Consider the following 19,750-nt stretch of genomic DNA (forward strand, 5'->3'; position numbering starts at 1 on the left):
CGCGCCATGTCGGCTACTGGCTCGTATCGTCGCCTGTCGCGCTTTGCCCTGATCGGGATTGCATCGACGCTGATCTATGCCGTTTGCGCTTTCCTGCTGTCGCGTGGACAGGCAACGGCTGGCCTGCCGGCAGCACTCACATCCTTTGCGGCTTATGCCATCGCCGCGCTGTTCTCTTATACCGGGCATAAATATTTCACATTCATCTCTGGCGGCAGCCACGCAATGGAACTGCCTCGCTTCCTCCTGCTCACCGCTTCGGGCCTCGCTATCGCGGTCGCTCTGCCGGGGTTTTTGACCCAGATGCTCGGCGTCCCTGCTTCAGTCCCGATCCTGCTTACCTGCATTGCCGTGCCGGTCATCAACTATGTCGTCCTCGGGCGCTGGGTGTTTCGTGGTCTCTAGCGCGCGATCCCTCGGTGAACCGCTGCCTACCATAGGCCGTTTCTCGCGGTTTGTCGGCGGCGCAGGTGCTGCTCCGTTGTTGCTGGCCGGCGTGGTCGTGGCGTATGCTGCCTGGTTATCGACGGTTGTGACGCCGACCAATGTCGATGTGTCATGGCTCCTGGTTGCGTGTGATCGGTTGCTCGGCGGAGAGCGACTGAACACCGACATCATAGAGACCAATCCGCCTTTCTCGATCTTTCTCTACATGCCGTTTATGCTCTTGGAAAAGCTTAGCGGCATACGCGCCGAAGTCTGGCTGACGCTCGGTGTCGTCTGCCTGAGCTTGGCCAGCCTGGTTGTTTCCGCCCGCATTCTCGCCCGCGTCGACCCGATTTACCGACAGCCTAACGCTCTCTTGGCAGCTCCGGTCGCGCTGTTCATGGTCCTGTGTTTCCTGCCGGACCAATTCGGCCAGCGCGAGCATTTCGCGCTGATTGCCATTCTGCCCTGGTTGGCATTGCAGTGCGCACGCCAGCGAACGCCGGACTTCGTCGCAGGCTCGACCGTGGAGCGCGTTCTGGCGGGGCTGGGCGCGGCCACCGTTATCATGCTCAAACCGCCGCATTTTGCCCTGGCCTTCCTGCTGCCCTCGCTGTGCCTTGCGCTCCATCGACGGTCTCTAAAGCCGTTCTTCGCCGTGGAAAATCTTCTCGGCGCTGCGGTCATCGTCATCTATGTGGCTTCCATTGCGATCTTCGACCGCGTCTATTTCAGCGAAATACTGCCCTTCGTCAGGGAGGTGTATCTGCCGCTGAGAGCTTCGGTCGTCGAGATGATGGCAAACTGGCCGAAGATAGTGCTGCTTCTGGCCGCGGCCGTCCTGCTGGCAGCGGGCGACATCAGGCGATTGCATTGGGACGTCCGGATTCCGCTCTTGGCCGCTCTCGGGTTCATCCCCGCCTTCGTCGTCATGGGCAAGGGTTGGCCCAATCACGCGCTGCCGATGGTGGTTGTGGCGGTACTTGCATTCGCTGTCCAGCTTCCGCGGTTCGGTGAGTTCCGCGCTGCAGGCTTCGTTCGCAAAGCCGGCCTTGTCTTCGGCTGCGTGTTGGTGCTGCAAATAACGATTAGAGCACAATACGCTGCGCTGACTGCGGACAACGAGCCGATGGAGCGGTCCGCCGCCACAATCAGCGCCACGATCGAAAACCCGACGATCATGTCGATCGCGGATCGGATGCAGGTGGGCCATCCTCTCACCAGGCTGGTCGGCGGCAGGTTCATGTCGCGTCACCCGGGCGCCTGGGCGGTGTTCAATGCGGAAATACTTGCTCGCAAGGCCGATGAATACGGACAGAAACGGAAATTTGAAGGGATCCGCGATCGGGTGATCGGCGAATACGCCGCCGAGATATCAGCGGAGAAGCCCGATATCGTGCTGTCAGGCTCCCCCTCGTGGACTGCCTTGATGCTGCAGGACGAGCGGGTCGCGGCTGCCTTGAGCGACTATCACGTGCTGCACGCCGAGCCGGAGATCACCGTCTTTCTGCGCGGCGGCGCGCGCCAATTGACGCCCGTTTCGAACTAGTTCCGTCCGGCCGATTGGCTGATCGAGGGAGAGGCTACAGAGAACATGGTAAGGGCTATCCAATCGTTTTATCGGAGAGCACATATGTCAACGTTCCGGGGCAGGACAGCACCGTGAGCGTCGCGAACGAGACTGGCGGCTGGGGCCGGTGGGGCAGTCGGGATTTTGCGGCGTCGCTGCATCCTGGCCGCAATGTCCTTGCGATTGCTGCGCTCACAGTCTTGTCGATCGCCTGTCAGGTGCGCTGGGGAACTATTCCGGATACGAGTTGGCTGATCACCGTCTGCGAGCGGATACTCTCTGGTGAGCGGCTCTACACGCAAATCTACGAGACCAACCCTCCATTCAGCGTATGGCTCTATCTGCCGCCAGTGGCTGCGGCCAGGTTGCTGGGAATCGCCCCGGAAGTCCTGGTTCAGGCCTGGACCTATCTTGCCGCACTTGTCGGACTTTCGTTCTCGGGCGTGATCGTCAAGCGTGCGGGTTTCGCCGAAGCAGCATCACTATTTGCATTGGCGCCAGCTTTCTACGCAATGCTGGTGGTCTTTCCCGGCAACGCCTTCAGCGAGCGAGAGCATATCGCATTAGCGCTTTTCATGCCGCTGCTCGCACTTCATGCCTGGCGCGCGCGCCGAGATGCAACGGCGCAACCAGGCTTGGGTCTTGCAGCCCTTGCCGGCCTGTCGGGCAGTGTTCTGTTGCTGATCAAGCCCTACTACGCGATCATGGTGTTGGCGCCGGCACTGCTCGTCGCAGCACGCCAATGCAGTCTGAAATCGGTTTTCGCTCCGGAGCACTGGGTCATAGGCGGCGTCTGCATCGCTTATTTCGGCGCGGTCACATTGATCCATCCGGAATTCCTGCGCGACGTTTATCCCCTGATGGCGGATGTTTATGCAAAGGTCAGCGTCTTTCTGCCGATTGTGATCGTCTACGGTTTTACGTGGGGCTTTCTCGTATTCCTGACGTGGTGGCTGTGGCCGGCCGGGCGATTTCCGGAGCTGGCGGCGGTAGCGCTGACCGCGTCGGTCGCCGGCATGTTCCCGCTGTTCTACCAGGCGAAAGGCTGGGCCTATCATGCCTATCCCGCCATCTTTTGCGCCGTGGCAGCCATTCTCTGCCTGCTGGCATTGCCCAGGATCGAGCAGCAGCAGCCAAGGCTGTTGTCATTTGTGACGGCACCTTCGCGAGCTTGGGCGCTGGCGGGGGTGGCGATCGCTTTCTTGCCGTACTGGAGCACTCAGAAGCCAGACCCCGCGCTGGTTGCCGCCATTCGCGCCGCGACCGATCGGCCGACCGTCGCGTTGGTCAGCCCGGACATTTCCTCTGGACATCCGCTGAACCGCATGATCGACGGGCAGTTCGTTTCGACCCATGTCAGCGATTGGCTTGGAGCGTTCTCGCTCCGCCTGTCCCAGCAGGCGGTCCTCTCCGGTGACACCGCCGAGGCGACACGTTACCAAGCCATCATGGTGCGCTACGCCGAAAGCAAGCGCGAAGAATTTGAGCGCCTGCGCGCGGATGTCATCATCTTCAAGAAAAACAACACCAACTGGACAAGCCAACTGACCGAGCGTTTTGGCTTTGACGCGATCCTGGCCCGTTACCACGTGCTCGCCGAAGACGGTGCCCTGCGCATCTATCTACGCGATGACTATGTCCGCCCCGGCCCGTTGACGGTCGGGCGCCTCACGTCGGCGTCGTCACCCGCCTCAGCGTCAGATTGATCCGTCCGCCATTCCTGAGCAACGCCGAGGTCGAGGGATAGATGCGGTCGACGCCGTGAAAAGAGAGGCGGCCTTCGCCGCCAAGCACGACGACGTCGCCGCTTTTCAGCCTGAACGATTTTGTGCCGCCTTCGCGCGTGCTTTGGCCGACCCTGAACAGGCAATCGTCGCCCAGTGAGACCGACACGACCGGCGCGGCGAAATCCTCCTCGTCGCGGTCCTGGTGAAGGCCCATCTTCGCGTCCGGCGAATAGAAATTGACCAAACAAGCCTCCGGCGGATGCGGATAGGCAGACACGTCCCGCCACAACTCGAGCAGCACGTCCGGGATTGGCGGCCAGGGCGTTCCGGTCACCGGGTGCGTCGGCTGGTAGCGATAGCCGTGCTCCTTGTCGGTGACCCAGCCGAGCGGGCCGCAATTGGTCATGCGCACGCTCATCTCCTTGCCGGTGCGCGGCATGGCCGGCACGAACAGGGGAGCCTCCTGGACGACCCGTCTCACATCCTCGACCAGCGCTTCCTGCACCGCACGGGACAGGTAGCCGGGCATGTGGCGGACACCTTTGGGCAGAACGAGCATCAGCTTGGTCGCTCCATTAGGTTCATCTGGCGGATAATGCCACCAACAAACAAGAACGGCGACCCGAAAGCCGCCGTTCTTCTCTTGTCGCGATTGCACCGGGCTTAGAGACTGTTTCGAAATTCGCTCTGGCGAGTCATATGGTGGTGGTTTCGAGAACCGGAGCGGAGCGTACTTAAGCACGTGAGCACCGGAAGCGCAGAAAACGCTATCAGATAGCCGCCGGAGTAGAGTTTCCAAACAGTCTCTTAGTCGAGGTCCGGTATGCGCAGGACTTGCCCCGGATAGATCTTGTCCGGGTGGGTCAGCATCGGCTTGTTGGCCTCGAAAATGATCGGGTTCTTCGCACCCTTGCCCTTGCCGTAGCTCTTTTCGGCGATCTTCCAGAGGTTGTCGCCTTTCTTGACCGTGTAGAAGGTCGGTTCCTTGGCCGCGGTAGCGGGCGTGCCGGACTCGGGTGCGGCGACCTGCAATTCGTCTGCCTGCACCTTGGAGACGCCGAGCGTGTTGCCGACGGCGATGACAGCCTTTTCGAAGATCGATTGATCCTTGACCACGCCTTTCAGGACGGCCGTATCGCCTTTGACGACGACTTCCACATTGTCGGTGCCGAGCGCGTGCGAATCGAGCTCCTTCTTGAGCGTATCGGCGGTCGGCTCCGGCTCATCGTCGCCGAAGCCGAGCTTCTTGCCGACGCCCTTGACGAAATCAAACATGCCCATCTGTGGTCTCCCTTGCTGTGGCGAATACAGAACTTGCCATCTGCAACCTTGGATTGGAAGCCGTCTCGACCGCGGGATCGATGTCGCGCCTGCCACATCGTGGACGCACGTCGCTCTAATCGTCGTCCACCCGGCCGCGCAGTTTCTTGATTGTGCCGCGCCCAGCTTTAGTCTTCAGCCGCCTTTCTACCGCGCCTTTCGACGGCCTCGTCTTCTTGCGCGGCGGCGGCGGCGGTTCGGCGGCCTTGGCGACCAGTTCCGCAAGCCGCGCGCGGGCGTCAGCCCGGTTCTGCTCTTGCGTGCGGAAGCGTCCGGCCTCGATGACGATGACGCCGTCCTTGGTGGCGCGTTGGCCAGCCAGCTTTATGGTTCGCTCGCGGACGCGCTCCGACAGGCCCGGCGCATTCGCCGCATCGAAGCGCAATTGCACCGCCGTCGCCACCTTGTTGACGTTCTGGCCGCCAGGGCCGGACGAGCGGATGAAGTCCTCATGCAGGTCATCCGGATGGATCACCGCATCGTCGGCAATGATGATCTTGTCGTCGGCGTTCATGCCGCAGTCATGGCGCGGCAAGCGAAAAAAGAAAAGGCCCGATCCCCGGGGTCGGGCGTTCCCGTTCCCCGGGTCGGGCCTCCCCGATCCCGGTCCGGGCCTTGAGGTGCAGGATATCCGCCCGGCGATTATTCCGCGGCTTCGCGCATGCGCGGGGCGGCGCCGAGCACAATGGCGTCGACATGAGGTTCGAATTTTTCGAAATTGATGGCGAACATGCCGACCAGCCTCGCCGCCTGCAGGTCATAGGCTGATGTGTCGGCCCAGGTCGATCTCGGATCGAGAATGGCGCGGTCGACGCCAGCGACCGCCACCGGCACATCGAAACCAAAATTGGCGTCGGTGCGGAAATCGGCCCCGTTCAGCGAGCCGTCGAGTGCCGCGGCAAGCAGCGCCCGCGTCGCCTTGATCGGCATCCGCTTGCCGGTGCCATAGGCGCCGCCGGTCCAGCCGGTGTTGACCAGCCAGCAATCGACACCGTGATGGGCGATCAGCTCGCGCAGCAGATTGCCGTATTCCGACGGATGGCGCGGCATGAACGGTGCGCCGAAACAGGTCGAAAACGTCGCTTCGGGTTCAGTGACGCCCTTTTCGGTCCCTGCCACCTTGGCGGTATAGCCGGAGAGGAAATGATACATCGCCTGCGCCGGAGTGAGCCGGGCGATCGGCGGCATCACGCCGAATGCGTCGGCGGTCAGCATGATGATGTTTTTCGGGTGACCGGCGCGGCCCGTCTTGCTGGCGTTGGGGATGAAGTCGAGCGGATAGGCGCAGCGCGTGTTTTCGGTGAGACTGCCGTCGTCGAAATCCGGCACACGGTCCGCGTCGAGCACCACATTCTCCAGCACCGTGCCGAAGCGCTGCGTGGTGGCGAAGATCTCCGGCTCGGCTTCGGCCGAAAGCTTTATCGTCTTGGCATAGCAGCCGCCTTCGAAATTGAAGATGCCATCCGGACCCCAGCCGTGCTCGTCGTCGCCGACCAGCGTGCGCGACGGGTCGGCCGACAGCGTCGTCTTGCCGGTTCCCGAAAGGCCGAAGAAGATGGCCGCGTCTCCGCCAGCGCCTTCATTGGCCGAGCAATGCATCGGCATCACGCCCTTCGCCGGCAACAGATAGTTGAGCACGGTGAACACCGATTTCTTCATTTCGCCGGCATAGGAGGTGCCACCGATCAGCACGATCATGCGCGAGAGATCGACGGCGATCACCGTTTCGGTGCGGGTGCCGTGGCGGACGGGATCGGCGCGGAACGACGGCAGGTCGATGATCGTCATGTCAGGCACGAAATGCTCAAGCTCGGCGGCTTCCGGACGAATGAGCAGATTGCGGATGAACAAGGAGTGCCAGGCAAGCTCCGTGACGACCCTGGTCGTCAGCTTCAAGTCCTCGTCGGCGCCGCCGACCAGATCCTGCACATAAAGATCCTTGTCCGCAGCATGGGCGCGAAAATCGGCGAGCAGCATGTCGAACTGTGACGGCGAAATCGCCTTGTTGTTGTCCCACCACACATGCGGCCCGGTGGTCTCGTCGCGCACGATGAATTTGTCCTTGGGCGAGCGGCCGGTGTGCTGCCCGGTTTCGGCGACGAGCGCGCCATGCGCGGTTATCCGGGCCTCGCCGCGGCGGATCGCTTCCTCGTAAAGGGCCGCCACGCCGAAATTATAGCGTACCGCGCCCGTGGTTTTCAGGCCGATCCGATCGATCGCCCATGCGGGATTGCGTTTGCCGGCTTCCGACATGAGGGTTCCTTCTTCGATTTGAGCATCCTGGCCGGCGAATTTCCGGAGCCCCCACGACGGAGACTGTAAGCGTCAGAACCAGAAAAGCCAAATGATATCAAATAATTAATCGATTTAAATATTTTGAAAGTTGTTTAAATCGTTTATATATGCAAAAAATCAGGCGGTTGCCCAAAGGATTGGCGGTCTTTATCAGTCCAATCCATATCGAGGTGAGATTGTGGCCGCCGGCATGCCGCTCGTGACAGCGGACTGAGCCTGTGCCACATTTTGTACCTAATTTGTCCTGCAAAAGCCCCTTCTCGACCAAAGAAGGGACAGCTCATGAGGGAGCCACTTGAAATGGCAACAATCGCGCTTGTCGACGACGATCGCAACATTCTGACTTCGGTGTCGATCGCCCTCGAATCGGAGGGGTATCGCGTCGAAACCTACACGGATGGGGCATCGGCGCTGGAAGGCCTGGCGGCGCGTCCGCCGAATCTCGCCATCCTCGACATCAAGATGCCGCGCATGGACGGCATGGAGCTTCTGCGCCGGATGCGCCAGAAATCCGACCTGCCGGTGATCTTCCTGACGTCCAAGGACGACGAGATCGACGAGCTTTTCGGCCTCAAGATGGGCGCCGACGACTTCATCCGCAAACCCTTCTCGCAGCGTCTTCTGGTCGAGCGGGTTCGGGCCGTGCTGCGCCGCGCCAGCGCCCGCGAGGCGTCGGCCAAGACGCCCAACCAGCAGGCACGTTCGCTCGAGCGCGGCCAGCTTGTCATGGACCAGGAGCGCCACACCTGCACCTGGAAGGGCGAGCCGGTGACGCTTACCGTCACCGAGTTCCTGATCCTGCATTCTCTGGCCCAGCGTCCCGGTGTGGTAAAAAGCCGTGATGCGCTTATGGATTCGGCCTATGATGAGCAGGTCTATGTCGATGACCGCACCATCGACAGTCACATCAAGCGGCTTCGCAAGAAGTTCAAGGCCGTCGATGATGACTTCGAGATGATCGAAACCCTTTACGGAGTCGGATACCGGTTCCGCGAAGCATGAATTGATGCATGTCGCCCAAAAGTGGTCCCGGTTTTGGGGACAACGACATGCATCGAAAACGTTATTGCATGTCGTCCAAAAGTGGTCCCGGTTTTGGGACAACGACATGCTCAAAACTAAAGACCGAGCGGGGGCTGCTATTCGATGGCAGTGGACGTAGAGCGAGTGAGACGGACGGGCGGCCGGCGCCCGTCGCGGATTCTGCCCGCATTCCTGTCGAGGATCACGGTGCCGATGCGCCGCTTCCTCGGCCACCATATCTTTTCCAGCCTGACGCGGCGCATTCTCTTCCTCAACCTCGCCGGCCTGGCCGTCCTGGTCACCGGCATTCTCTACCTCAACACGTTTCGCGACGGGCTGATCGATGCCCGCGTCGAGAGCCTGATGACCCAGGGCGAGATCATCGCCGGCGCGATCGCAGCATCGGCGACGGTCGAGACCGATTCGATCAGCATCGATCCGGAAAAACTGCTGGAACTGCAGGCCGGCGAAAGCCTGGGTCCCGGCTCCGATCAGCTCGACAATCTGGATTTCCCGATCAATCCGGAGCGCGTCGCGCCGGTGCTCAGGCGCTTGATTTCGCCGACGCGGACGCGTGCCCGCATCTATGACCGCGACGCCAACCTGCTGCTCGATTCCCGCCATCTCTATTCGCGCGGCCAGATCCTTCGCTACGACCTGCCGCCGGTCTCCGCGGAAGAGCCCGACCTTCTGGAGCGTATCCAGAAATTCGTCTTCGATTTCTTCCGCAACACCGCGCTGCCGGTCTATCATGAGCAGCCGGGCGGCAATGGCGCTGCATTTCCGGAGGTGGTCAAGGCGCTTACCGGCAGCCCGTCGACCATCGTGCGGATCTCGGAACAGGGCGAGCAGATTGTTTCGGTCGCCGTGCCGATCCAGCGCTTCCGCGCCGTTCTCGGCGTATTGATGCTGTCGACGGAAGGCGGCGACATCGACAGGATCGTCGCGGCCGAGCGCAAGGCGATCCTGCGCGTCTTCGGCATTGCCGCCCTTGTCACCGCCATCCTGTCGATGCTGCTCGCCTCGACCATCGCCAACCCGCTGCGCCGGCTGTCGGCGGCGGCGGTCAGGGTGCGGCGCGGCGTCAAGAACCGCGAGGAAATCCCTGATTTCTCCGACCGGCAGGACGAGATCGGCAATCTGTCGATCGCCGTGCGCGACATGACCAATGCGCTCTATGCCCGCATTGAGGCGATCGAAAGTTTCGCGGCTGACGTCTCGCACGAGTTGAAGAACCCCCTGACCTCGCTGCGCAGCGCAGTGGAGACCCTGCCGCTGGCCAAGAACGACACGTCGCGCAGCCGGCTGATGGATATCATCCAGCACGACGTCAGGCGGCTGGACCGTCTCATCACCGACATTTCCGATGCCTCCCGTCTTGACGCCGAACTCGCGCGGGAAGACGCAGGAACCGTGGATCTCAAGAAGTTCATCACGGATCTGGTCGACGTTTCACGCACGGCCACGCGCAACAAAAAGACGGTCGAGATCGAGTTCAAGGTCGCCAAGCCGCCGCAGGGCGTCAAGGGCTACTTCGTCGCCGGCCACGATCTGAGGATCGGCCAGGTCATCACCAATCTGATCGAGAATGCCCGCTCCTTCGTTCCTGAAGAGCGCGGCCACATCACTATCTCGCTGGCGCGCGCCGGCAAGGTCAACATCATCACCATCGACGACAATGGTCCCGGTATAAGAGCCGACAACATCGACCGCATCTTCGAACGCTTCTACACCGACCGGCCGGCCGGCGAGGCGTTCGGCCAGAATTCAGGGCTTGGCCTGTCGATCAGCAGGCAGATCGTCGAAGCCCATGGCGGCACGCTGACCGCCGAGAACATCCCGGGCACCAAACCCGGCGAAATCAAGGGCGCGCGCTTCGTCGTGACACTGCCGGCCGAAGGCTGATCTATGCGCGCTGAAAACATTCATGGAACGGCGCTGCTGATCGGCGAGCGCGGCGTCCTCATCACCGGACCGTCCGGCGCCGGCAAGACGACGCTGGCGCTGACGCTCCTGGATCATTGCCGCGCGCGCGGGCTGTTTTCGCGGCTTATCGGCGATGACAGGCTGCTCGCCGTGGCCCACGCCGGGCGGCTGGTCTGTCGCGTGCCGGCGACCATCGCCGGTCTCGCCGAAGTGCCTGGGTTCATGCCGCGCCCGCTGCCCTTCGAGCCGGGTGGAGTGATCGACCTGCATGTCCGGCTGGTGCCGAAGGCAGAAATGGCCCGTTTCCAGGAGGAAATCAGCGAACCGGTGGCAGGCTGTCCGGTGCCGCGTATCGACCTTGCCGAGCGCAACGCCGCCACGGCCTTGCCGGCGGTGATGGCACGGCTCTCCATCGCGCCTTTTCTATGATCCGGTTCCGGTTTTTTGCTGCAATGCGTCAAAATGGCCTAGGCCTATGCAATTTTGGGCTTGTCAACGCGTCTCGCGTCGACAAGATAGCGCTCCCGCCGCCTGGAATGGCCGGCGAGTATGAAACGCCTTATGAAGCGGCGATGACGGGAGCCACCAAAGAATGATCGGACTCGTGCTTGTAACGCACGGTCAACTGGCCGCCGAATTCCGCCATGCCGTGGAACATGTCGTCGGGCCACAAGACAGTTTCGAGACCGTGGCGATCGGCGCCGATGACGATATGGAGCAGCGCCGCAGCGACATCGTCGACGCCGTTGCCCGTGTCGACACGGGGGCGGGCGTCATCGTTTTGACAGACATGTTCGGCGGCACGCCCTCCAATCTCGCCATTTCGGTGATGGAATCCGGTCGTACCGAGGTCATTGCCGGTATGAACCTGCCGATGCTGATCAAGCTGTCCAGCATTCGCAAGGGCGACAATATGAGCGCAGCGCTGGACGAGGCGCAGGCAGCCGGCCGCAAATACATCAATGTCGCCAGCCAGCTTTTGAGCAGCAAATGAACGCGCTGTCGGCCAAGAAGGATGACATCGTCCGGGAGTTTCCAATCGTCAACCAGCGTGGCCTGCATGCCCGCGCCTCGGCGAAGTTCGTTCAGGTTGCCAGCGGCTTCGACGCCTCCGTCCATGTCGAGAAGGACGGCGTCAAGGTCGGCGGCACCTCGATCATGGGTTTGATGATGCTGGCGGCGAGCCCCGGCTATTCGATTCGCGTCACCGCCAGCGGCCCGGAGGCCGAGCAGGTCATCGATGCACTGGAGAAACTGGTCGCCTCCCGCTTCGGCGAAGAATCCTGACGCCTGGAGCGCCGCGCGTCCTTTGGACTCGAATTTGCGCATCGTGCTTTCCGAAAATCGCTTCCGAAGACATGCACGGATAAAGATTTCTTTATATCCCATTGTCGTCCGACCGGCGATCTGCTAGTCAGGCCGGCAACTCGCGCCCTTCGAAACGCCTTTGGCGCGGGCGCATCCCGAAGACAATTCTTGATCGGAGCACTGCCATGACGGGTAGCAAAGACTATGTGGTCGCTGACATCTCTCTTGCCGGCTGGGGCCGCAAGGAGATCGAGATCGCCGAAACCGAAATGCCGGGTCTGATGGCCTGCCGCGAGGAATTCGGCAAGGCGCAGCCGCTCAAGGGCGCGCGCATCACCGGTTCGCTGCACATGACCATTCAGACGGCGGTGCTGATCGAAACGCTGAAGGTGCTCGGCGCCGATATCCGCTGGGCCTCCTGCAACATCTTCTCGACCCAGGACCATGCGGCCGCGGCCATCGCCGAGGCCGGCATTCCGGTCTTCGCCATCAAGGGCGAGACGCTCGAAGACTACTGGGTCTACACCGACAGGATCTTCCAGTGGGCCGATGGCGGCACCTCCAACATGATCCTGGATGATGGCGGCGACGCCACCATGTACATCCTGATCGGCGCGCGCGCCGAAGCCGGCGAGGATGTGCTCTCCAATCCGGGCAGCGAGGAGGAAGAGATCCTGTTTGCGCAGATCAAGAAGCGTATGGCGGCTTCGCCCGGCTTCTTCACCAAGCAGAAGGAAGCGATCCGCGGCGTCACCGAAGAGACGACGACCGGCGTGAACCGGCTCTATCAGTTGCAGAAGAAGGGCCTGCTGCCGTTCCCGGCCATCAACGTCAACGATAGCGTGACCAAGTCGAAATTCGACAACAAATACGGCTGCAAGGAATCTCTGGTCGACGGCATTCGCCGCGGCACCGACACGATGATGGCCGGCAAGGTCGCGGTCGTCTGCGGCTATGGCGACGTCGGCAAGGGCTCTTCGGCGTCGCTCAAGGGCGCCGGCGCCCGCGTCAAGGTCACCGAGGTCGATCCGATCTGCGCGTTGCAGGCGGCGATGGACGGCTTCGAAGTCGTCACGCTCGAGGATGCCGCACCGACGGCCGACATCATCATCACCACCACCGGCAACAAGGACGTCGTCACCCTCGACCACATGCGGTCGTTCAAGGACATGGTGATCGTCGGCAATATCGGTCACTTCGACAACGAGATCCAGGTGGCGTCGCTGCGCAATCTGAAGTGGACCAACATCAAGCCGCAGGTCGACATGATCACCTTCCCGGACGGCAAGCGGATGATCCTTTTGTCGGAAGGCCGCCTGCTCAATCTCGGCAATGCCACCGGCCATCCGAGCTTCGTCATGTCGGCGTCCTTCACCAACCAGGTGTTGGCGCAGATCGAGCTCTACACCAAGCCCGGCCAGTACGAGAATCAGGTCTATGTCCTGCCGAAGCATCTCGATGAAAAGGTCGCGCGCCTGCATCTCGACAAGCTTGGCGCCCGGCTTACCGAACTGTCCGGCGAACAGGCCGCCTATATCGGCGTGACCCCGCAGGGGCCGTTCAAGCCGGAACACTACCGCTATTAACCAAAGCTTAAATTACCACTAGATATTGATGCCGGGCGATTGACTTTTCGCCCGGCTTTATTTTTGCGCTGATTGATTCTTCACGCCGATTCGCGCAAGCGCTATGGTGCTGATTCGCGGGTCCGGGGACGAGGGCCGACGCACGCATCAGGGCGGTCTTGCATTCAGGCGGCGAAGAGGACCAAGACATGCCGGGGGATAACCCGCCTCGCGCGGGACAGGCCGTTTCCGGCGGCCACAACGATTCGGTGACCACGGATTCCGATGCAACAGGCGGAAGCCTCTTATGGTGCGCTGGCGCTCGCGTCGGAAAATTGCTTGCTTCTTCCGCGCTCGCCTGCCCGCTGCTCGGTTTTGCGGCGCATGCTGAAACCGTCGCTGCGCAAAAAGCCGGGCTGTCGGTCTCCACGGTCGAGGTCATGCAGCTCGCCATGTTTGTCGGTGTCATGGGCGCGGCACTTGTCTCGGCCATCGCCCTGATCCGCGAAAGAGCGCGCACCTCGGCGCAGAATGTCGAACTCAGAGCCCGCCTGGCCGATGTCAACGCTGCGCTGCGGCGCTCCGAGGCGCTGCTCAATTTGCGCGACCAGCGTGTCATCGTATGGGCCTCGGAAAACAAGAAACCCGAGCTCGTCGGGACATTGCCGATCGAAAGCGGCGCCCCGGAAGACCGCGCCGCTTTCCTCGCCTTCGGCCGTTGGCTGATGCCGCGCTCGGCGGCGGCGCTCGAGAATGCCGTGGCGGGACTGCGTGAAAAGGCGAGGCCGTTCGATCTCGTCATCGAATCGCAGGTCGGTGCGCCGCTCGAAGTGCACGGTCGCAAGAGCGCAGCACACGTGCTTGTGCGCTTCGTCTCGCTGTCTGAAACGCAGCGAAGCGAGGCCAGGCTGAAAATCGAGAACCAGCGCCTCGCCACCGACTATGACACGATGCTCGGCCTTCTCGACGCGCTCAGCATGCCGTCATGGCTGCGCACGGCCGACGGGCGGTTGAAATGGGTCAACCGCGCCTATGCCAAAGCAGTCGAAGCGGAAAATGCCGAAGCGGCCGTTCGCGACGCGAAGGAATTCCTGGGTGGCCAGGCGCGCGATGCGATCGCTGCGCAGCACAAGTCGCATCCCGTCTTCGAGCAGGCGCTTTCCACCGTCATCGAAGGCGACCGCCGCATGTTCGCTGTGACCGACTTCGCCGGCGCGGATGGTTCGGCGGGTCTTGCCTGTGACACCAGCGGCATCGAGATCATCCGTAACGAGTACGAGCGGACCGTGCGGAGCCATGCCGACACGCTCGATCAACTCAACACCGCCGTGGCGATTTTCGATACCGACGAGAAGCTGCGGTTTTTCAACCAGGCGTTCCAGAAACTATGGGGCCTCGACAGCGGCTTCCTGCACAGCGCCCCAGACAACGCCTTGTTGCTCGACCGGCTGCGCAGCGAAGGCAAGATCGCCGAGCAGCCCGAATGGCGGCGCTGGAAGGAGAGCCTGCTAGGCGCCTATCGCGCGGTCGAGTCGCAGGAACATTGGTGGCATCTGCCGGACGGCAAGACCATCCGCGTTGTCGCCAATCCGCAGCCCAAGGGCGGCGTGACCTGGGTGTTCGAGAACCTGACCGAGAAGATGGACCTCGAAAGCCGCTACCAGACCGCGGTGCGGGTCCAGGGCGAGACGCTCGACAATCTTGCCGAGGGCGTGGCCGTGTTCGGCCCGGACGGAAGGCTCAGATTGTCGAACCCGGCATTCGCAGCACTTTGGGGACTGGACGCCGACGCCGCCAAGCCCAACGTCCACGTCTCCACGATCCGCGATCTTTGCGACCGGCGCGCCGCCGACAGTCCCTGGGCCGGGTTCGTTGCCGCCATCACCGGTTTCGACGATGAGCGCCGCGACCGCCACGGCCAGACCGAGCTGAACAACGGCAACGTGCTGCGCTACGCGATGATCCCACTGCCCAACGGGCAGGTGATGATGACCTTCGTCGACGTCACCGACAGCGTCAATGTCGAGCGGGCCCTGAAGGACAAGAACGAGGCGCTGGAAAAATCCGACCAGCTCAAGAACGAGTTCGTGCAGCACGTCTCCTACGAATTGCGCTCGCCGCTGACCAACATCATCGGCTTCACCGAGCTTCTTTCGCTGCCGTCGACCGGGCCATTGAGCCAGAAGCAGCGCGAATATGTCGAGCATGTCGGCTCGTCTTCCTCGGTACTGCTCACCATCGTCAATGACATCCTCGACCTGGCGACCGTGGATGCCGGCATCATGGAGCTCGACATCTCCGAAGTTCACGTCGACCGGACCATCGCCGCCGCCGCCGAGCTTGTTGCCGACCGGCTGGAGGAGCATGCAATCAGGCTCAAGATTGACGCGGCCACCGCGCCAAAGACGTTCCACGGCGACGAAACCCGCGTCCGCCAGATCCTCTACAATCTGCTGAGCAACGCCGCGAACTACGCTCCGGAGGCGAGCACCATCACGCTCGCCTGCCGCTCGCTTGCCGAAGGCGTGGAATTCTCCGTCCACGATGACGGTCCCGGGATGCCGCCGGACCTGCTCGATTCGGTGTTCCGTCGTTTCGAGCCGCGCACCAATGGTGGCCGCCGGCGCGGCGCCGGCCTCGGCCTGTCGATCGTCAAGAGCTTTGTCGAGCTGCATGGCGGCAGCGTCCGCATCGAGACAGGCAAGGACAGGGGCACCACCGTCATTTGTGCCTTTCCCGACACGCCGTCCGGCATCCGCGCGGCGGCCGAGTAGCGCGCTCGATGGCAGGCGTGGTGCTGGAGCGTTTTCTCGCCGACGAGGCTGCGACCGCAAGGCTGGGCGAGGATCTGGCCATGTCGCTGCGCCCCGGCGACGTGCTGGCGCTCAAAGGCGACCTTGGCGCCGGCAAGTCGAGTTTGGCGCGGGCGCTGATCAGGGCCATGACCGACGATTCCGGTCTCGATGTGCCGAGCCCGACCTTCACGCTCGTCCAGAGCTATGAGGCGCGCGTTCCCATCCATCATTTCGACCTCTATCGCCTGTCCTCGGCGTCCGAGCTGGACGAGCTGGGTTTCGACGAGGCGCTGGCGCAAGGCGCTGCCCTGGTGGAATGGCCGGAACGGGCAGGGTCCTATTTGCCAAAGACTTCGGTCCAGATCGAGCTGCTCCATCAGGGCGACGGCCGCCTGGCGAGACTGTCGGGACAAGGCGCTGCCTTCGAGCGCGCGGCGCGATCGCTGGCGATGCGCGATTTTCTGGAAAGAGCTGGCTGGGGCAAAGCGCAGCGACGATATTTTATCGGCGACGCATCGGCCCGCTCCTATGAGATCGTCTCGCTGGCCGGCCTGCCGCGGCGCGTGTTGATGAATTCACCAAGGCTGGTGCTCGGGCCGCCGGTCCGCGACGGCAAGCCCTATGCGGTGATCGCCCACACCGCGCAATCCGTCTCGGCCTTCGTCGCCATCGACCGGGCGCTGCGGGCCGGCGGCGTCAGCGCCCCGGAGATCCATGCGCAAGACCTGGACCAAGGCTTTCTTCTCTTGGAGCATCTCGGCTCGGAGGGATTTCTCGGCCAGCATGGTCAGCCGGTGGCGGAGCGGTACGCAGCGGCGGCCAAACTGCTTGCCATGATGCATGGCAAATCATGGCCCGATCGAATGGAGGCCGCGCCCGGCGTCTTTCACGACGTGCCGCCTTTCGACCGCGACGCCATGATGATCGAAGCCGAATTGCTGGTCGATTGGTATGTGCCGGCGATATCAGGCGGCCCGGCAAGCGATGCCTTGCGCGCCGGCTATAACAGGGAATGGAATGCGGTCCTCGACCGGCTGGAGGGGCGCGAATACACGCTCATGCTGCGCGACTTCCATTCGCCCAACATCATCTGGCGCGGCGAGCGCACCGGTCACGATCGCCTCGGCATCGTCGATGTTCAGGACGCGCTGATTGGCCCGTCCGCCTACGACCTCGCCTCGCTTGCCATGGATGCGCGCGTCACGCTTTCGCCCGAGATCGAGAAGCGGACGCTCAACGCCTATATCAATGCGCGCCATAAGGCTGGCGCTTTCAACGAAGACGAATTCGTCGAGACCTATGCGATCATGGCGGCGCAGCGCAATTCGAAGATACTCGGCATTTTTGTTCGGCTCGAAAAGCGCGACGGCAAGCCCTATTATCTAAAACATCTGCCGCGCATTCGCGACTATCTCAGGCGAGCGCTGGCGCATCCCCGGCTGGCCAGCTTGCGGGATTTCTATACCGCCCACGGCCTGCTAGAGGAGCGGTCGCTGTGACGACACACCTCAAAACCGCAATGGTGCTTGCCGCCGGGCTGGGAAAGCGCATGCGGCCAATCACCGACACGATGCCGAAGCCGCTGGTCAAGATATCAGGCAAGACATTGCTCGACTGGAGCCTGGACAGCCTGGCGCAGGCCGGCGTCGACAAGGCGATGGTCAACGTCCATTATTTCCCCGAACAGATCGTCGCCCATGTCGCCGCGCGCCGCGCCCCGAAAGTCGTCATTTCCGATGAAAGCGAAAGACTGCTCGATTCCGCCGGCGGTATCGTCCATGCTTTGCCGGAACTGGGAGGGGCTCCCTTTTACATCGTCAACGCCGACACCTTCTGGATCGACAGCGGCGTGCCCAACCTTGCCCGCCTCGCCCTTGCATGGGACGCGGCGAAAATGGATATTCTGCTGATGCTCGCGGATCTCCAGTCAGCAACCGGACACAGCGGCGGCACGGACTTCCTGATGGCGCCGGACGGCGCCTTGCGGCGTTCGAAAGGCGACCCGACAGGCCTGATCTATGCCGGGGCGGCGATCGTCCATCCCAGGCTTTTCGCGGATGCGCCGGCCGGTCCGCATTCGCTCAACGCCTATTTCGATGCGGCCATTGCTGCCGGCCGCCTGTTCGGCACGGTGATGCACGGCCATTGGATCACCGTCGGCACGCCAGACGCCATTCCGCTTGCGGAAGCCGCCGTCGCCGCTGCTCTCGCTGAGTCACCCAGTGCTTTTACCGAGTTGACCAGCGCCTTCACTGAGTTGAAATGAGCGGCTCCCGCCGCGTTTTCTCGATCCCGCCCGGAGCGCCGTTTCTGCCGACGCTGGCCGAGGCCCTGCTGTCGGGGCGGCTTGTTCCCGGTTTCCGCTTCGACGGCGACCCGCTGGCGCTGGCCGACGCCACCATCTACGTGCCGACGCGCCGCGCCGCGCGGGCGCTGCGCGGCGTCTTCGTCGACCGTCTGGGTGGCCGCTCGGCGATCCTGCCGGTCATCCGTCCGCTTGGCGAGTTCGACGAGGACGAAGCTGCATTCGAGGCCGACGCATCGGCGGCGATCGATCTCGCGCCGCCGATCGCGGCGATCGAGCGGCTGCTGCTGCTGGCACCGCTGGTGCGCGCCTGGAAGCGCCGCTTGCCTGCCCATGTCGCGGCACTTTTCGATGAGGAGATCGTTGTGCCGGCCTCCGCCGCCGACGCCATCTGGCTGGCGCGCGACCTGGCCCGGCTGATGGACGAGATCGAGACCGAAGGCACAGACTGGACCAGGCTCGCCGATCTGGTCACCGGCAACCTTGCCGGCTGGTGGCAAGTGACACTCGACTTCCTGAGCATCGTCACCGAAAACTGGCCGGATCTCCTCGAGGAACGCAACCGCTCCAACCCCGCCGCGCATCGCAATGCGCTGATAAGGCTGGAAGCGGCGCGGCTGAAGCGCAATCCGCCCACTGGGCCGGTGATCGCAGCCGGCTCCACCGGGTCGATTCCGGCCACCGCCGAATTGCTTGCGGTGATCGCCGGCCTGCCCAGCGGCGCCGTCGTGCTGCCCGGCCTCGATTTGATGCTGGATGAGCCGTCATTCCAGGCAATCGCGGCGCCCGGGGCGCGCCCGGCCTTGCTTGGCCATCCGCAATACGGCCTGGCAAAACTGGTCGGCAAGATCGGCGTGCTGCGCGGCGATGTCGAGGAAATCGCCGTTGCCGAAAGGCCGCTCGCGCTGCGCGCCGCACTTGTCGGCGAGGCGCTGCGGCCGGCCGAAACCACTGAGCTATGGGCGCAGACGCGCGCTGGCTTTGCCGCCGCGGACATCACTGATGCCTTCGCCGACGTGACGCTTCTCGAAGCCGCCGGCGAACGCGACGAAGCGGTGGCGATCGCCGTCGCGCTCAAACGTGCCGTCGAGCAGCCCGGCCAGCGTGCGGCGCTCGTCACCGGCGACCGCGCCCTGGCGCGGCGCGTCTCGGTCGAGCTGTTGCGGTTTGGGGTCGTGGCCGACGATTCGGGCGGCACGCCGCTCATCAACACGCCAGCCGCCAGTCTGCTCAGGCTGGCGCTTCAGGCCGCGTTCCGGCCCGGCGATCCGGTCGCCCTGCTGTCGCTGCTCAAGCACCCGCTGCTTGGCCTCGGCCTGGAACGCACAAGCGTCCGTCATGCGGCGGAGATCATCGAACTGGTGGCGCTGCGTGGCGGCACCGGCCGCCCCGACATTGCATCGTTGCCGGAGCTCTTCGACATACGTCTCACCGGCCTGGGCGATGCCCGCCCCCCCTTCTGGTTTTCCCGCCTGACCGTGCGCCACATC

At 62.9% G+C, this 19,750-nt stretch carries 17 protein-coding genes; 13 read left to right on the forward strand and 4 right to left on the reverse strand.

The annotated features are described in order from the left end of the window. Nucleotides 1–6: 6 nt before the first annotated feature. The 3 genes from EOB36_RS21870 to EOB36_RS21880 all read left to right on the forward strand — a co-directional run bounded on the left by EOB36_RS21870 (nucleotide 7) and on the right by EOB36_RS21880 (nucleotide 3,702). The gene (locus tag EOB36_RS21870; protein ID WP_095485060.1) at nucleotides 7–405 is read left to right on the forward strand and encodes a GtrA family protein; all 399 of its coding nucleotides are present in this window, start codon (nucleotides 7–9) and stop codon (nucleotides 403–405) included. A gap of 76 nt (nucleotides 406–481) precedes the next feature. Continuing rightward, entirely contained in the window at nucleotides 482–1,975 is a 1,494-nt protein-coding gene (locus EOB36_RS21875; RefSeq protein ID WP_206637192.1) for a hypothetical protein, read from the forward strand. A 113-nt stretch (nucleotides 1,976–2,088) separates the two neighbouring features. Next, nucleotides 2,089–3,702, forward strand: a complete 1,614-nt coding sequence (locus EOB36_RS21880) for a hypothetical protein (protein WP_128285666.1) — start codon at nucleotides 2,089–2,091, stop codon at nucleotides 3,700–3,702. Here the strand turns inward: EOB36_RS21880 and EOB36_RS21885 are convergent. The 4 genes from EOB36_RS21885 to EOB36_RS21900 all read right to left on the reverse strand — a co-directional run bounded on the left by EOB36_RS21885 (nucleotide 3,665) and on the right by EOB36_RS21900 (nucleotide 7,296). After that, a complete protein-coding gene (locus EOB36_RS21885; protein ID WP_095484477.1) occupies nucleotides 3,665–4,282 on the reverse strand; it encodes an alpha-ketoglutarate-dependent dioxygenase AlkB in 618 nt (205 codons plus the stop codon). The two genes, EOB36_RS21880 and EOB36_RS21885, sit on opposite strands and share 38 nt — an antisense overlap. A gap of 248 nt (nucleotides 4,283–4,530) precedes the next feature. Next, nucleotides 4,531–5,004, reverse strand: coding sequence for a peptidoglycan-binding protein LysM (gene lysM / locus EOB36_RS21890; protein ID WP_095484476.1), 474 nt, complete (start codon nucleotides 5,002–5,004; stop codon nucleotides 4,531–4,533). Nucleotides 5,005–5,119: 115 nt separating this feature from the next. Continuing rightward, nucleotides 5,120–5,557: an alternative ribosome rescue aminoacyl-tRNA hydrolase ArfB gene (gene arfB, locus EOB36_RS21895; RefSeq protein WP_077374749.1), complete on the reverse strand. Its 438-nt coding sequence runs from the start codon at nucleotides 5,555–5,557 to the stop codon at nucleotides 5,120–5,122. 128 nt (nucleotides 5,558–5,685) lie between these two features. Beyond that, nucleotides 5,686–7,296: a phosphoenolpyruvate carboxykinase gene (locus EOB36_RS21900; protein ID WP_095484475.1), complete on the reverse strand. Its 1,611-nt coding sequence runs from the start codon at nucleotides 7,294–7,296 to the stop codon at nucleotides 5,686–5,688. A gap of 342 nt (nucleotides 7,297–7,638) precedes the next feature. Here EOB36_RS21900 and EOB36_RS21905 point away from each other — a divergent pair, with 342 nt between their 5' ends. The 10 genes from EOB36_RS21905 to addB all read left to right on the forward strand — a co-directional run. Next, a complete protein-coding gene (locus EOB36_RS21905) occupies nucleotides 7,639–8,340 on the forward strand; it encodes a response regulator transcription factor (protein WP_023796909.1) in 702 nt (233 codons plus the stop codon). 144 nt (nucleotides 8,341–8,484) lie between these two features. After that, complete coding sequence (locus tag EOB36_RS21910) at nucleotides 8,485–10,266, forward strand: sensor histidine kinase (protein ID WP_127206473.1); 1,782 nt, start codon at nucleotides 8,485–8,487, stop codon at nucleotides 10,264–10,266. Nucleotides 10,267–10,269: 3 nt separating this feature from the next. Then, on the forward strand, nucleotides 10,270–10,716 hold the full coding sequence (locus EOB36_RS21915) for a serine kinase (protein ID WP_095484473.1): 447 nt from the start codon (nucleotides 10,270–10,272) through the stop codon (nucleotides 10,714–10,716). Between the two features lie 163 nt (nucleotides 10,717–10,879). Beyond that, the gene (locus EOB36_RS21925) at nucleotides 10,880–11,281 is read left to right on the forward strand and encodes a PTS sugar transporter subunit IIA (RefSeq protein WP_029347440.1); all 402 of its coding nucleotides are present in this window, start codon (nucleotides 10,880–10,882) and stop codon (nucleotides 11,279–11,281) included. Next, complete coding sequence (locus EOB36_RS21930; RefSeq protein WP_126103994.1) at nucleotides 11,278–11,574, forward strand: HPr family phosphocarrier protein; 297 nt, start codon at nucleotides 11,278–11,280, stop codon at nucleotides 11,572–11,574. Before EOB36_RS21925 ends, EOB36_RS21930 begins: the two co-directional genes overlap by 4 nt. 206 nt (nucleotides 11,575–11,780) lie before the next feature. Continuing rightward, nucleotides 11,781–13,181, forward strand: a complete 1,401-nt coding sequence (gene ahcY / locus EOB36_RS21935) for an adenosylhomocysteinase (RefSeq protein WP_095484471.1) — start codon at nucleotides 11,781–11,783, stop codon at nucleotides 13,179–13,181. 188 nt (nucleotides 13,182–13,369) lie between these two features. Beyond that, the gene (locus EOB36_RS21940; protein WP_128285667.1) at nucleotides 13,370–15,934 is read left to right on the forward strand and encodes a PAS domain-containing sensor histidine kinase; all 2,565 of its coding nucleotides are present in this window, start codon (nucleotides 13,370–13,372) and stop codon (nucleotides 15,932–15,934) included. Nucleotides 15,935–15,942: 8 nt separating this feature from the next. Continuing rightward, entirely contained in the window at nucleotides 15,943–17,454 is a 1,512-nt protein-coding gene (tsaE, locus tag EOB36_RS21945; protein WP_128285668.1) for a tRNA (adenosine(37)-N6)-threonylcarbamoyltransferase complex ATPase subunit type 1 TsaE, read from the forward strand. Between the two features lie 20 nt (nucleotides 17,455–17,474). Then, nucleotides 17,475–18,221, forward strand: a complete 747-nt coding sequence (locus EOB36_RS21950; protein ID WP_095484468.1) for a nucleotidyltransferase family protein — start codon at nucleotides 17,475–17,477, stop codon at nucleotides 18,219–18,221. Then, nucleotides 18,218–19,750 (forward strand): double-strand break repair protein AddB (gene addB, locus EOB36_RS21955; RefSeq protein ID WP_128285669.1); only part of this gene is annotated, 1,533 nt, incomplete at its 3' end. The genes EOB36_RS21950 and addB, both read left to right, overlap by 4 nt.

It is taken from the genome of Mesorhizobium sp. M6A.T.Cr.TU.017.01.1.1 (genome assembly GCF_004023115.1).
Lineage (GTDB): Bacteria > Pseudomonadota > Alphaproteobacteria > Rhizobiales > Rhizobiaceae > Mesorhizobium > Mesorhizobium mediterraneum.

Coding starts and splice junctions, on each gene's coding strand:
- EOB36_RS21870 (WP_095485060.1), top strand. CDS start 7: ATGTCGGCTACTGGCTCGTATCGTCGCCTGTCGCGCTTTGCCCTGATC.
- EOB36_RS21885 (WP_095484477.1), bottom strand. CDS start 4,282: ATGCTCGTTCTGCCCAAAGGTGTCCGCCACATGCCCGGCTACCTGTCC.
- lysM (WP_095484476.1), bottom strand. CDS start 5,004: ATGGGCATGTTTGATTTCGTCAAGGGCGTCGGCAAGAAGCTCGGCTTC.
- arfB (WP_077374749.1), bottom strand. CDS start 5,557: ATGAACGCCGACGACAAGATCATCATTGCCGACGATGCGGTGATCCAT.
- EOB36_RS21900 (WP_095484475.1), bottom strand. CDS start 7,296: ATGTCGGAAGCCGGCAAACGCAATCCCGCATGGGCGATCGATCGGATC.
- EOB36_RS21905 (WP_023796909.1), top strand. CDS start 7,639: ATGGCAACAATCGCGCTTGTCGACGACGATCGCAACATTCTGACTTCG.
- EOB36_RS21910 (WP_127206473.1), top strand. CDS start 8,485: ATGGCAGTGGACGTAGAGCGAGTGAGACGGACGGGCGGCCGGCGCCCG.
- EOB36_RS21915 (WP_095484473.1), top strand. CDS start 10,270: ATGCGCGCTGAAAACATTCATGGAACGGCGCTGCTGATCGGCGAGCGC.
- EOB36_RS21925 (WP_029347440.1), top strand. CDS start 10,880: ATGATCGGACTCGTGCTTGTAACGCACGGTCAACTGGCCGCCGAATTC.
- EOB36_RS21930 (WP_126103994.1), top strand. CDS start 11,278: ATGAACGCGCTGTCGGCCAAGAAGGATGACATCGTCCGGGAGTTTCCA.
- ahcY (WP_095484471.1), top strand. CDS start 11,781: ATGACGGGTAGCAAAGACTATGTGGTCGCTGACATCTCTCTTGCCGGC.
- EOB36_RS21940 (WP_128285667.1), top strand. CDS start 13,370: ATGCCGGGGGATAACCCGCCTCGCGCGGGACAGGCCGTTTCCGGCGGC.
- tsaE (WP_128285668.1), top strand. CDS start 15,943: ATGGCAGGCGTGGTGCTGGAGCGTTTTCTCGCCGACGAGGCTGCGACC.
- EOB36_RS21950 (WP_095484468.1), top strand. CDS start 17,475: ATGGTGCTTGCCGCCGGGCTGGGAAAGCGCATGCGGCCAATCACCGAC.